The sequence below is a fragment of the Chloroherpetonaceae bacterium genome, from assembly GCA_033763895.1.
Lineage (GTDB): Bacteria > Bacteroidota > Chlorobiia > Chlorobiales > Thermochlorobacteraceae > JANRJQ01.
In genome coordinates this window covers 63515-76959 of record JANRJQ010000009.1, presented here as the reverse complement: position 1 = coordinate 76959, position 13445 = coordinate 63515, and the positions used below count along the sequence as shown (strand labels likewise).

Genomic DNA, 13445 nt, shown 5'->3' with positions numbered 1-13445 from the left:
ACGAATAATATTGACAAATTTATCGAAAGGTGGTATAAAAAGTTTACTCCTAATAATGTTGATTGGAATGGCAATATAATTAACTGACTAAACTCAAGTCCGCAACCTCATACGCGATAACGCCAAAGGCATAACCAGCATTCAATACGATTGGAGAAATCTGCCCACGAGAATTGTATTTTCCAATGGAAATTTCCTCGATTATTTTTACAATGCCGAAGGCGCGAGAATAGAAAAAGCCTTCACGGTTGGGGGAAATACTACAAGAACGGAGTATGAGTATGGAATTAATAAAAACCTCATCGCCGTTTACGATAGCAACCAAACATTACCGAAGTATAATTATCGCGTATTTGGATATATCAATAGGGCGGAGAATAATAGTTGTTTGGTTACTTTAAAAAGAAAATAATTTTATCTTTTGTTCAGGGTTTAGTAATTCAGTCAAATGGTAAATTTTGAATCATTTCTTTTAATTCGTTTGGTTTCAGGTCTTGCATTTCGCTTTTATCGTAAATTGTGAGCAAATAAATGGTTTCTTTTTCAAAATAGATATATGTAATAACCCTTGCGCCGCCACTTTTACCTTTACCCTTACTACTGACTGCAACTCTAACTTTATAACAATTATTTCCTAAAGAATCGCCTGACAACGGCTTTAAGGATAATTCAGTTACTAACTTACTAAAATCAACTTTTAATGAAGGAAATTTTTTGGCTAAACGCTTTAATTCTTTTTCAAAACAAACTGTAAGAAGAATTTTATAGTTCATTGATAATTTCTTGGGCGGTTTTTAACTTGATTTTACCTTGTTTGTGAAGCCGAACTTCATCAGTTGCTTGATTGAGTTCTTCCCAAAGTTCAATAGCAGCTGAGCTCAATGGTTTGGTTTTTTTGATAAAGGAAAGACTATTTAAAACTTTAAGCGCAAATTTCGCGTCACGATCCGGTATATCAATAATGACTTTCATATTTTTTTGGTTAAAATTGATTACAAGCAATATAAGAGTTTGATTTTTGAAAGCAAATAATTCTAATAAAATAATAGAGAGGTGCACATTTGGCCATCTTTAGAAAAATTCAACGCTTGCAAAAGACCGCAACGGCAGCTTTATCAATGTTACGCGAAGAGGGAACCACACCGCACTTATTGATAACCTCACTTACAACTATGTGAGCGGCAGAAACCAACTCACGCACATTACCGATGCCGCTACTGGCAGCAACAGCAACGAAGGCGTGCGAACCGGACAAACATCAACAAACTACGCCTACGACGGCAACGGCAACCTCACCCGCGATAACGCCAAAGGCATAACCAGCATTCTATACGATTGGCGAAATCTGCCCACAAGAATTGTATTTTCTAATGGAAATTTCCTCGATTATTTTTATAATGCCGAAGGCGCGAGAATTGAGAAAGCGTTCAAGGTTGGGGGAAATACAACACGGACGGAGTATGAATATGGAATTAATAAAAACCTCGTCGCCGTTTACGATAGCAACCAAACCTTACCGAAGTATTATTATCACGAGTTTGGGTATTTAGATCGGGTTACGAATGTTCGGTATTATGAGCTTAAAGACAATTTCCAAAGCAATCGGGTTGTAATTAACCAAAGTGGTGCGGTAACGGAGCGGACGGATTACTTTGCCTACGGCGCAATCCGCGAAACCGCCCAAACCGCCGGCGATGGCCGCTTCAAGTTCCTTGATAAAGAGCAAGACGAAGAAACCGGCACCACGCACCTCAAGGCGAGGGAGTATGATGGAATGCTACAATTAGGATTTAATCTCAAAAGGATCAATAATTGACAACTCAGGTACTTTTCTGAAATCCTTGATGTCTCTAGTGAGTAAATTCAGATTTAATTCGAGAGCAGTCGCAGCGATAATTGAATCCCCTAATTTCAAGTTATAGTTTTTTCGAGTTGAGATAGTTTTCTTGAGTATTTGATCATCAATTCCGATTACTTTTGATGCTGAGATAAATCGCGTTATCATAACTATATCGTTTTCCGTAGCGCCTTTCCAACATAAAAGTTCAATTTCAGTAATGAACGAGATAATCGGTGGATTTGATCTCGAAAACTCAATTAATGAATCAGAACTTGATTTTGGGAGAGTAGCTTGTAAATAATAAATTACGGAATTTGTATCCCAAAGCAATTTATTCCCATTCATTTCTAAGTGACTTGCTTATTTCTTCAATTTCTTTGCCGGTTTGTTTTTTCATCGAACCTACTAGTGTTGAAATATCTCCAACTATTTTATTTGAATCATGAGATTTCAAAATTTTAATCAGGTGAAGAGATTCCAAATTTTCAATAATTGAAATAGCTTGATCACTATCTGTTTGAATCTTCAGAGTTTTCATAATAGATAAATCAAAAGTTGCTGACTGATTTAGGAACATGATTACTAAATAAGGTAATAAATAATTTTTGATTATCACAAATTTTATAAAGAGTAACCTTCAACTACGACCGCAACGGCAGCTTTATCAGTGTAACACGCCGAAATGTGAGCACATCGCTTATCGATAACCTCACCTATAACTATGTAAATGGCCGAAACCAACTCACGCACATTACCGATGCCGCCACAGGCAGCAATAGCAACGAAGGCGTGCGAACCGGACAACTTTCCAATAACTACGCCTACGACGGCAACGGCAACCTCACCCGCGATAACGCCAAAGGGATAACCAGCATTCAATATGATTGGCGAAATTATTTCAATCGAAAAAGAAATACGATATTGAAAATATATTTCTCACCGCAGCAATGGCAAAAAATTCTCCGAATAAGTAATCAGTAAATATTTTTTAGCACGGGTTGAGGCGACATAAAAAAGATTCCGATCAGCATCGCCGAGTTCATGCGCGCCGCAAATGACAATCGCTTCAAATTCCAACCCCTTTACGCGGTGCATTGTCGCAAATCGAAGTTGGTTTTCCTTTGGCGATGAAATATCATTCGTTACCTCAAGCACTTCAATGCCTTTGGGCAAAAGCGGTTTCAAACGCTGAACAATGGTTTCGACATATCGGTGGGCTCGTGAAATTAAACAGATTTTACTCGCCGGTATCCCCGCTTTGAAAAGCCGTTGCAGTTCCTCTTGAATCACTTTGGCTTCCACACGATCGTTTTCGCAACTTCTCAGTACAGGCTCTTCGCCAGAAACGAGCGACATTGTGCCTCTTGTCGCATCTTTGCCCGAGTCAAAGTCATCGTCAAAAGATTGGGTGATGGATAAAATTTCTTTTGCGAAAGTTGAAATCTGCGCGGTGGTGCGATAGTTAAGGAACAGTTTCCGACTCCGATTCTTAACATCAATTCCGGCATCCGTCATCTTGAATGGTAGCCGATTGTAGATGCGTTGATTTCCATCGCCAAAGAAAACCATATCGTTGTTCCCGCTTTCACAAATTGCGCGAAGCAGGCGAAAATCCTCTTCGTATAAATCTTGCGCTTCGTCAATAATGACGGCCTTGTATGGCTTTTTGTATTGCTGTACATAATTTCGTACAAGTCGCAAGCGAATCTCGCGGCTTTCCACACAGTTTTTGCGTTTCAAGATGCGAGAATACTGATCGCAGACCGCAAAAACTTTCGTTCGTTCCTCGGCCGTTAGCGCTCGTATTCGGCCGTCGCGCGATACGGTGAGATAGTGTTGAAGTGAAAAAATACACTTTGGCAGAATCACTTGCTCATATTCATCTCGATAAAATGAGGGTTCAATCGGTAATTCTCGAGCCCCGATGGAAACCGCTTCACCCCACGATTCGCGGCGAAGCGCTTCATCACCCGTTGTTCCATAAATGGTATGTTCACGCGCATTTTGAAATGGTGCATAAAGCTCTTGTGCTAAGGCATCAATATGCCGAACCTTGACACGCGCAAGTGCCGCCGGATCTTTGATAATGCGTTTTAAAAAAAGCCCGATATCGTGGGCGAGATTTTTGGTATAGGTGGTGAAGAGCACCTTGTCGTTCGCCCCGGTGAAAAGCTTTTCAACCAACCACTTGGTGCGGTACATTGCAACAACCGTTTTTCCTGTACCTGCGCCGCCCGTGATTTTCATTGCCCCGCCAACACTCGCCGTCGCGATTTTTTCTTGAAGCGGGTGCATATAAGTTCGCCACTCGTCGAGCGGGGCATCAAGCATCCGCTTAAGGTTTTCATCGGGCGTGAGCACTTTAAGCGGGCGAAGTTCCGACCTTTCAAACTCAGCTTTCGAAAGCCCATAAGGGGTGGGCGGGTAAGTGGTGGTGTCGTCAATCGAAAGCCGTTCTGCCACAAGCGGCGGCGGATAGTCGATTAAGAGCGAAAGACATTCATACAACCCATATTTTTTGAGCTCTTCCGACTTAGACTCCAAATCCAATTCATCCTTGATGGAATAAATAAAGGGGTGAAAAAGCTCCGGAATTCGAAGCATGTCTTTCAAGTCGGAAGACGAGAAGCGTGAGAATAGTGAATCTGTGGACAAATTGAAACAGGAATTAGAGTTACGAATTAGAGTTACGAAAAATTAGTGATGAGGAAAATTAACTTAAGATTCGTTCTTTATGGTGGATTTTTGAAATATTGTTGTGACAGTCGTGATCTCATCCCCAAAAACCGACGCCGGAATAAGTAACGGAACCCCTTCGCGGGTTGAATCCGTATTTAATTGATCATAAAACCCCGTTTGTTCGCCGACGCCCATTATGGTTTTAACATATTCGCCCTGTTTATTTTTGTAGTAATCAGGGTTTTTGAAATACACGGCAAGAATCTGTTCTTCATAAACGCCTTGTGCGTTACTGCCCTTGATGATTTCAAGTCGCGCTTCTTTTACTTCACTCCACGGAATAAACCCCGAGCTAACGCCGTTCGGAATCGATTCAAAACCTTCTGTGGTGATGCGAAAAACCGTTGGGTTCACTAACAATGAATAACACCAATATCCCGTGAAAGTCAAGCAAAATAAGGTCAGTGCGGCGCCAAGAGCATTTTGCCAAATGGAAATTTCTTCTGAAAAGAAGTGCAAATCATCAAAAGATTCAATCGTGCGCTCAAATGCAAAGCCGTAAGTGAAAAACACCGCGCCTAAGAAAAGCGAGGCAAGTATCAGCGGTAAATAGCCCCACCGATTATATTTTTTTTCGTAAAGGATGCTCATGATTACGATTTTGTCACGCTCTCTCCAAGTTGAATCCGATTGGATTTGAGCATAAGGCTCTTGGTATTGATGCTGAATTTATAAAAGTGCTTGAAATGCGAAAGCGCTGTTTCAGCGTGAATATCCATTTCGCGTTGAAGTGAAAACTCCTTTTGAAATCGCGGGTAAAGCTCGGCGGTTTCGGGGTCCCGCGTCGGAACAACGCAACGCGAACAAGCGCCTGTAGCGAGAAATGCATTCTCACCAATGTGAAAGCGGCTCTCGAGTTCGCTTTCTCCTAAAAGTGAATCTTCCCAAAACGAATATGGCGCCGAGATTTCAATATTATGCCGGAATCGCCTTCTCAAATTTTCAAGCGAAAGCTCCGGAAACCACGTTTTCATTTTAACTAACGAAGGTGTTGAGGCAAGTGTAAAGCCGGGCGCTGAAGTATCATCAGGGAATCCGGCGATTTTATTTTCTTGAATCGATACGTTTTGTTCAAAGAAGTCGCAGAAATAGGTGAGTAATTGAGGGTCGTTGAATTCAAAGCTTTCAGGCGAAAAACCTGCGGCACTTAAAGAGATGATTTCATTTTCCAAATTAAATGAGGCACGAATCAAATGCACGCGAGGATTTCGTTTGCCATTAATATAGTTTCCATCGTCATCAATTAAGGCAAACCTCCGGTCGTGTTGAAGCGCGCCATTTTCTAAAAGCACGGCGTCTTGAACTGCAATGCCATCAAGCGATTTGAAGGGGTAAATGAAGATATGGGTTACTTCAGGTACGAACATACAAGTTGATGAATTAATGCTAATCACAAAGATAAATTAACACAATTCATTTGATGAAATAAAGGGGGTAAAAAGTGTGCGATCAAAATTATTTACCGAATATCGGTTGTCAGCCTAAAGCGCAGGATGCGATTGTTTCCTGTATCGGCGATGTAGAGCGTGCGTTGGTAATATGCCACGCCTTCAGGGTCGCGCAAGGCATCGGTGCCACCACCAAATCGTGAAAACGACACATTATATCGCTCACTCGGTGCGGTTCGCGGAACAACGCCTTCAACGCCGCGAACATCAAATTGATAGAGGCTATCGGTTTCAGAATCAAGTACAAACACAAATTGCGTTTCATCGCCTGCGAAGGTAATATCGGTTGGCCTGCGAAATTTCCCCGGCGTAGTCAAAAAAGTGATGTCGGGCACGAATCCTTCACCGCTTGAACTCACCACATAATTCACGCGTTGCGCCTTAAAGTTTTGTGTTGGTGAAGTACTCGTGAAAAAGAAGGCGAGATCGCGGCTGACGGCTGGGCTTTGCGGCGGCTGCGCGTAAGAAGTGAGTGACGAAATGGCATCCAAAGCGCCGCTGCCGGTGCCACTTGCCGTTAACCCCGGAATGAGAGCAGGGCGGTCGGTTTGCGGATTGAAGTTTTGAGGGAAAAGCAAAATGGCGTTATCGGGCTGCTCGAATGAGCCAATGTTATTCACCGCTCCTGAACGGGCGACATACACCGTATTATCATAAACAGCCGTGATGCCATTAAAACGAACGAGCGTATCGCTGGCACGAGAAACCGGATGCAGGTAATAAAGCTCTGGCGTGGCATTGCTAATTCGCCCTGAGGCGGAAACCAAATTAAGGCGAAAAATCGCTGCCACCGGAACGCGGCGTGTGCCTAAAAATCCTCCAAAGTTAATGGTGGTATCAATCACTGCTGTGACGAATAATCGCATATTCCTCGTTTGAACGGCGGCTTTCGGGCGAGAAATAAAGCGTGATGTGCCGAGTACTTCTCCGGCTAAATCGGTTTGAACCACGCGGTTATTGCCGGCATCCACGATATAGACCGTTTCATCATATCCAACGAGAATATCTGAAGGGCGATTAAACCCGCCGATTCCGGAAATCGATGAAAGCGTATTCCCGCTCCAAATCGGCGCAACAGGCGAATAAAAAACCGGAACCTGAGAGGTAAGAATATTCGTTGGAAATTCATCAAGAGAAAGCTTCTCACCGCAACCCATCAAGAATGCCGTGAAGAGAGCTAAAAGCGTTTTTTTCATCGTCATACGAGTCATAAGCTAAAATTTGAAATCGCCAAAGGAGAGTGTGAAGCGATGTGTTGCGCCTAAAGTTTGAAAATTGACAAAGGCGTAATCCAATTGAAATTTACCAAAACTAAGGTCGGAGCGTAAGCCAAGCCCGAAATCGGGAATCGTTTGTTCGTCTTTTCCAAATGTGTATCCCGCTCGAAGTGCGAGAAGATTATTCCACAAATATTCTACACCCAAGCCCAATGTTGTGGCATTATCGTTTGGGCTATTGATTTGGGTATAAATCGCAAGCGACTGCATCTCGTCGGAAATGGGAACAGCTGAAATTCCCAAGCGAAAAAGAGATGGCGGATTTACCCCAATGAATTCACTGACTTCCCCAACGCCAAAAACATTGGCTGAGCCCATTGAGCGGCTTGTTCCTCCAAAATTTTGCAAGGCTGCCGCAAGTCGAATGCCCATAATATCCAAGCGGTAACAAACCCCGAGATCAAAAAGCGCCGCCGAAAGGCTCACGCTGCCAATCGACTGCTGCACAAACTTTGCCGTAACCCCAAAGCTAAATTGCTCCGTCATTCGCCGTGAATAGGTAAGCGAGCCAACAAAATCGCCGTATGCAAATTTTTCGCCCGTTCCATCGGGATTGACAACGGTTGTGACATCCATATCGGGTGATGTGAGCGCTATAAAACCCACGCCGATAGCGTCATTTTCTCCAAGTTTATAAATGCCGCTGGCAGAGGCATGAGAAAGCTCAGCAAACCAAGTGGCATAAGTAAAACTCATATCCAGTGCATTCCCTTCTACGGCAAGCGCGGGATTGACATAAATCGAAGTGGCGTCGTTGATGACGGTAATCCCGGTTTCACCGAGCGCGGCAGAACGTGCACTGACAGGAATTTTTAAAAATTGAAACCCTGATATTCCAACGCGTTGCCCACCCAAATCCGGAAAAAGGGTTTGTGAGGAAAGAGATATCGGCAGATTCAAAGCAGCAAAAGTGAGTGCAAGAAAGAAAACTTGCCTTAGCGATACTTTTGCGAATTGAATTGGCATTTTCAGGCGATTCATAAAATGGTTGTGTCGTTTCATGTTTCCCCCTTAAATGTCAACGGCAAAGCCGAAAATGATTTGAGTCGGTGCTAAGTAACGCGCCGGGTTGAAGGGCAAAACGCCGCGGTCTTGAACATCGGGGTAAGCGGGGTCGCGAACGGTGCGTGGCAAGGGGTCGCCGAATTCATAGGCACGGCCTGTCACTGGATTGACGATTGCAGAATTCCGATTGTTCAAAGCATTTTTGATTTGAAGCATTAATCGTCCTTTCAACGAACCCATTGGAATTTCTTTTTCCAAATTCATATCCACCCAAAACCACGGCGAACCCACAGCACCATTGGGCTGTGTTGGATCCGGTTCATAAAGTGGCCTTCCATTTGGATTGTTATCCAAATATCCAACAAATTGATGCGGGGTGTAGCGGAGTCCGGAGGAGTATTGCGCCGAGATAAAAAACTTCAGATAATTAAGTGCATCAATTCCAAAAAGGCCTTCGGTATCGCGATGCATAAAGAGTGCGCTCGCTTTAATATCAAACGGGCGATCCCACGCCAATGGAAATTCACGATCGTCGCGGTCGTCGCCTTGAGCGATAATTTGAGCCACACCTTCTTCGGCAGAGTTACTTTTCCCTGTTGCAATTTGATAGGCAAAGGAGATGGAGCCATTAAACCATTGCCCGATGCGTTTTTGATAGGAAACTTCAAATCCACGGGTTCTTGCGTAGTCTTGGTTTACTTGAATCGAGCGTTGCGAGGTATTTCCTGTACGCTTATCGGTGTAAGCTATCACGCGTGGGAAAATGAAGTCAAAGCGATCATTATAAAATGCCGTGAGCGTTAGAATATCATCGGCGGAAAATTGATTCTTTAATCCAAGCTCATAAGAGACTGTCGTTTCCGGTTGAAGTGCAGGATTCCCAATTGGCTCGCCAATCGAGTTATTGATAAAGCGGGAATCAAGACCTCGGTAAACGAAGCGAGGATGTGGTAAGCGCGATGAGTGCGAATAGTTTAAGTAGAGAACCTGATTATCTGAAACTGGGAAGGAGACATTAAACTTCGGAAGCAAGCGGAGTTGATAACGGCTTCCAAATAAACTTCCCGTCACTTTGTAGTATTCTTCGCGGAAACCATCCGGAACGGGTGAATTGGGGTCTGCTACAGCGTCATCCAAAAATTTGCCCGGAAACCAATATTGCAATCGAAGACCAACCGTAGCAATCAAGCCTTTGTATGAGATTTTATCACTAAGATAAAAAGCCCCTTGCATTGGCTGCACCGCCCAAATGTCGCTCGAAGCACCCAAACTGCGCGATGGCTCGCCCGGTGCAAGAGGAGCGCCAACCCACGGGGATACGATATCCACCCATTGATAATCGTTAAACTTATGCTCAAATCCGAAGGTAAATCGGTTAATTTGATCGGTTGAATTATAGAAAAGTTCTGCTTTCAAAGTGTAATCTTCCGCGTGGTGATCATGCCAAAGGGTAGAAATCCCTGAATTGACAAAGCCATCGGGTGGAAGTACATAAATGACCGAATCTTGAGGATTGAAGTATTCAATATCGCGAATCAAGCTTTGTGGGTCGAGCTCTTCGTTAATGAAATCAGGTCGCCACGGCCGCCCTCCCGCATCGGCACGAAGCCGCACAAAGAGCCGCGAAAATGAAACATTCAAAACTGTATAAGGCGAAAAGGCATGACCCCATTGCAAGGCAAATAGCTGCGTATCGTGCGTGTAGGTATTAGCATTTTGTGGGTTCAAAAGAAATCGGTACTGATAACCGGGGGCAAGCTGAAGGTCGTTGCCCGTGATTTGCAACATTTGCGTATTCTGATTCACATTGAGCGAGCGCGATGCCGTGAAGGTTAGCTTATCTTCCGCCGTTGCTTTCCAAGTCATTTTCAAAAGCCCCGACCAGCGGTTATCGTTAAAGGGCATCCAAAAGTCTGAGGTTACAAGTGAAGACTTCAATTGAGAGGAAGGGTTTTGCATAAATTCATCTGAGAAATTGGCCGAAAGGGAAGTAAAGAAGAAGAGTTTATCCTCTACAATCGGGCCGGAAAAGACCGTTTCAAATGCACTGGTATTCCAGCCAAACTGTGTGCGGTTAAAATTATTGGGCGGAACGGGATTATCGAAATTGGCTAAAATGACATTATCTCTTCGGTGTTCAAATGAGGCCTTAAAGGTATTTGTCCCTTCCTCAAGTTTAATTGCAACCACGCCTGCCGGCGCTTCGCCATATTCCGCGCCGCCACCGCCCGTGATGACTTCCATCTCTTTCATTGCCTTTGAGCTGAGGTCAAGGCCAAAGCCCGTACCGGCAAGCGGGTCTTGCGCTGAAATCCCATCCACTACAAAGCCGGTTTCATAACTTCTTCCTCCTCGAATAAACAATCCGAAAGGCGTCTGCGTAACGCCGACCTGCGTCGCTGCCAATTGCTTCACATCACGTGCGGCAGAGGATTCAATGAAATCTTTTCGAACAACCCGTGACGTGCTCGCTTGCTCAATATCCAAAAGTGGACGCTCACCCAGCACAACAACTTCTTCGGTTGTAACCGAGGCTTCTTTTAGGGCAATATCAAAAACGAAGGCTTCATCCGCTTTAAGTTTTACACCCGTTTTTTGCACCGGCGTGTAACCGACAAGCGAAACTTCAATGGTGTATTCACCCGGAGAAACATTTCGAATTGTATATGACCCATCAATTCCGGCGCTCGCTCCGTAGTATGTGCCTTTCAATTTGACCGTTGCGCCGGTGAGTTCTTCCTTGGTCTTTGCATCAGTCACTTTCCCTTTGACCGTTGCTTTCCCAGCTTGCTGCGCCTCAACTTCAAAAACTAACCCCGAGAAAATGAGCGTCAAGAATAAAGAAATACAAATGCCAAGCAATCGAATCCTGCCAAGTGTCTTTTTCCTAAACGGGTGAGTGATGGTAGATTTTATAAACATTAGTTCATGCTTGAATTGGTTCATGCTTGATTCGATCATCCGTTAGCATTGGGCTTGAAATGAATTTTTGAAACAAGTCAAATTTTTACTCTCCGAATTCGTCTCGAAAGACTGTTTCATAGAATTGATCTAAATTTCCGGCTAAGTTTGCTACACGATAAAATGCCGAGGTGCAAAAGATGATTCTCCCAAGCGGTTGATTGGCAGGTGAACGATAAATTCTTCTTGCAACCAAAGAAACTGAATTCGCTGAAAGTGTCCCGCGAAGCGAAGACGGCAATTCATAAATTGATTCACTCCCCACTTGAAGCGACATCACGGCTGGCTGATACGACGAAAACCTTAAAATACCGTTGTATCGAACCGTTGGATATTGTGTAAAAGGTGAAAGGGGCGGAAGCGTCATGTTCGAATTTAAATTCGAAAGCCCAAGCCTTGTAACCCCGCTGGCAGGAGAGAATTCTAATATGGTAGGAGTCGCAGAAAAGCCGGTGTTGAAAAGCACATTTTTTCCGGCAAGCAGCAAGTCGGGAAGGGAAAAGGCGGCAAGTTCCATATTTGGCAAGCCGTCGGCTGTCCACAAAATAACATTGTAATTCAACAGCAATCGCGAGAGGACAAAAGGTCGTGAATATTGAGCGGCTCTTCGGCCAAGGTCTGTGTTGCCTGTGGCTCGGATATCTAAAATTTGCGGAGCATTGTTCCCTGTATATTTCCCACCACGAATTCGCGGGAGCAGCATTCGTAAGGCGGCTTCTGTGGTATCGGCAGCATTAAGTGGGTCTCGTGCGAGCTCGCCGAAATCATCAATAACGGCAAGCGTTGAGGTGATTGGCGCAGTGAACCAAGTTCGACCGGAGTCAAGCGCTGCAAGACGTGGCGAAGCTGCGCCGGCCGCATCCACCACACGAACATAGAGCACATTCGTTCCTCCGATTTGCCAATTCGGTAAACTTCGAGAAAGCGGCGTTGTTGAATTGCCTGTAAATACTTGTCCTGTTGTTGTTCCTAAAGCGCGCGGATTGGTGGCGGAAAGCAACACTTGCATAAAAGTATTGTTCACCGGCACTTGAACTGTATTGGCTGCTAAAAACAGGGAGTCATTCAGGGCAATATCCAAGCGCGAAATGGTTTCAAGCCCATCAACATCAGCAACCAAGAAATCAAATTGAATGACAGGAAGCGTTGTATCGGGTGTTTGAGAACGAATTTCAAGGGTTGGGAAAGAATTGCGAACCGGAAACCGAACCGAAGGCGGATTGGTATCAACCGGGCCAATGTCGATAAAATTTTCCCCATTTTCGTAACGGCCATTCCCATTCGCATCCGTAAACGGCTCAGGGCCAAAATTAAACCCACCTCGAATAATAGAAGTATCATATCGATTATTTCCACCATCCGTTCTTGCGGCTGCAACTGAAAATGAAAAGGAAGTATCGGTTGTGAAGAGCCGAAGCGAAAAGGCACTATCCTGCCGCTGTGTAAACCGCCAATTTTGACGGTCAAATGAAACGAAATAAGCCGTTACAAATCCATCCTGAACATCGCCAAACCACCGAAGCGTGACGCGGCTTGATTGCACAACGCCAATGCTATCGGTAAAAAGCCGTGTTTTTGGCTCAGAGAAGGTATTCGGAGCATTCATCGCGCGTTCATCACACCCGAGCAATGCTCCCAATACCATCAATGCCACACTGCAAGTGGCAATGGTTTGAATCAGTGACTTGATCTTATGATTGGCCATCTTTCGATGGGTTTGGTTAAATGAAAGAGAATACTGATTTACAAAATTGTCATTTCGAGTGCAGCGAGAAATCTCTGACCTTCCTCAAACTTAAAACCTTCGTTGTGGTTGAGCCTCCTGAAACCACTGGCACAAAATTCAGTCATTTCGACAAGCTCAATGACCTCGTTCTTTGTCATTCCGACAAGCGAAACGCGTTCGGAATCCTACACGCGAAAAATTTTGTGCTCACCACAGATTCCCGACGCGTCACTTCGTGACTTGCGGGAATGACAGAAAGGCTACTGACACGGTGGTTTCGACAGGCTCAACCACCTCTCAATATGTCATTCCGTTAATTTCTTAAGCTCGTCAAGCTCGCGTTGAGAAATCTCCGACTGTCCGATAACCTGAGATTTCTCACTTCGCTACGCTCCGTCCGAAATGACTAACAAACAAAAAAGGCGAAAGCGCCGAAACGCTTTCGCCTC

The 13445-nt window shown here is 44.4% G+C and carries 14 protein-coding genes; 2 read left to right on the top strand and 12 right to left on the bottom strand.

Annotated features, from left to right (window positions below):
* Nucleotides 1–79: 79 nt before the first annotated feature.
* The 3 genes from SFU91_08290 to SFU91_08280 form a co-directional block, all read right to left on the bottom strand.
* The gene (locus SFU91_08290; protein ID MDX2129020.1) at nt 80–325 is read right to left on the bottom strand and encodes a hypothetical protein; all 246 of its coding nucleotides are present in this window, start codon (nt 323–325) and stop codon (nt 80–82) included.
* Nucleotides 326–440: 115 nt separating this feature from the next.
* Complete coding sequence (locus SFU91_08285) at nt 441–773, bottom strand: type II toxin-antitoxin system RelE/ParE family toxin (GenBank protein ID MDX2129019.1); 333 nt, start codon at nt 771–773, stop codon at nt 441–443.
* On the bottom strand, nt 763–972 hold the full coding sequence (locus SFU91_08280) for a hypothetical protein (protein MDX2129018.1): 210 nt from the start codon (nt 970–972) through the stop codon (nt 763–765). Before SFU91_08280 ends, SFU91_08285 begins: the two co-directional genes overlap by 11 nt.
* Nucleotides 973–1174: 202 nt before the next feature.
* Between SFU91_08280 and SFU91_08275 the strand changes: the two genes are divergently transcribed.
* Entirely contained in the window at nt 1175–1816 is a 642-nt protein-coding gene (locus SFU91_08275) for a hypothetical protein (GenBank protein ID MDX2129017.1), read from the top strand.
* Here SFU91_08275 and SFU91_08270 read toward each other — a convergent pair.
* Both SFU91_08270 and SFU91_08265 read right to left on the bottom strand, forming a co-directional pair.
* A complete protein-coding gene (locus SFU91_08270) occupies nt 1784–2185 on the bottom strand; it encodes a type II toxin-antitoxin system VapC family toxin (GenBank protein ID MDX2129016.1) in 402 nt (133 codons plus the stop codon). The two genes, SFU91_08275 and SFU91_08270, sit on opposite strands and share 33 nt — an antisense overlap.
* The gene (locus tag SFU91_08265) at nt 2172–2378 is read right to left on the bottom strand and encodes a hypothetical protein (protein MDX2129015.1); all 207 of its coding nucleotides are present in this window, start codon (nt 2376–2378) and stop codon (nt 2172–2174) included. Before SFU91_08265 ends, SFU91_08270 begins: the two co-directional genes overlap by 14 nt.
* A 146-nt stretch (nt 2379–2524) precedes the next feature.
* On the opposite strand from SFU91_08265, the gene SFU91_08260 reads away from it, so the two are divergent.
* Complete coding sequence (locus SFU91_08260) at nt 2525–2821, top strand: hypothetical protein (GenBank protein MDX2129014.1); 297 nt, start codon at nt 2525–2527, stop codon at nt 2819–2821.
* Here SFU91_08260 and SFU91_08255 read toward each other — a convergent pair.
* The 7 genes from SFU91_08255 to SFU91_08225 all read right to left on the bottom strand — a co-directional run bounded on the left by SFU91_08255 (nt 2777) and on the right by SFU91_08225 (nt 12975).
* Entirely contained in the window at nt 2777–4495 is a 1719-nt protein-coding gene (locus SFU91_08255; protein MDX2129013.1) for an AAA family ATPase, read from the bottom strand. The genes SFU91_08260 and SFU91_08255 overlap by 45 nt on opposite strands.
* 63 nt (nt 4496–4558) lie before the next feature.
* Entirely contained in the window at nt 4559–5170 is a 612-nt protein-coding gene (locus SFU91_08250; GenBank protein ID MDX2129012.1) for a hypothetical protein, read from the bottom strand.
* Between the two features lie 2 nt (nt 5171–5172).
* On the bottom strand, nt 5173–5946 hold the full coding sequence (locus SFU91_08245) for an MOSC N-terminal beta barrel domain-containing protein (protein MDX2129011.1): 774 nt from the start codon (nt 5944–5946) through the stop codon (nt 5173–5175).
* A 92-nt stretch (nt 5947–6038) separates the two neighbouring features.
* Complete coding sequence (locus SFU91_08240; GenBank protein ID MDX2129010.1) at nt 6039–7223, bottom strand: hypothetical protein; 1185 nt, start codon at nt 7221–7223, stop codon at nt 6039–6041.
* Nucleotides 7224–7241: 18 nt separating this feature from the next.
* Nucleotides 7242–8285: a PorV/PorQ family protein gene (locus SFU91_08235; protein ID MDX2129009.1), complete on the bottom strand. Its 1044-nt coding sequence runs from the start codon at nt 8283–8285 to the stop codon at nt 7242–7244.
* 30 nt (nt 8286–8315) lie between these two features.
* Nucleotides 8316–11231: a TonB-dependent receptor gene (locus SFU91_08230; protein MDX2129008.1), complete on the bottom strand. Its 2916-nt coding sequence runs from the start codon at nt 11229–11231 to the stop codon at nt 8316–8318.
* Between the two features lie 85 nt (nt 11232–11316).
* Nucleotides 11317–12975 carry a hypothetical protein gene (locus SFU91_08225; protein MDX2129007.1) on the bottom strand — a complete coding sequence of 553 codons (1659 nt, stop codon included), beginning with the start codon at nt 12973–12975 and terminating at the stop codon, nt 11317–11319.
* Nucleotides 12976–13445: the final 470 nt, after the last annotated feature.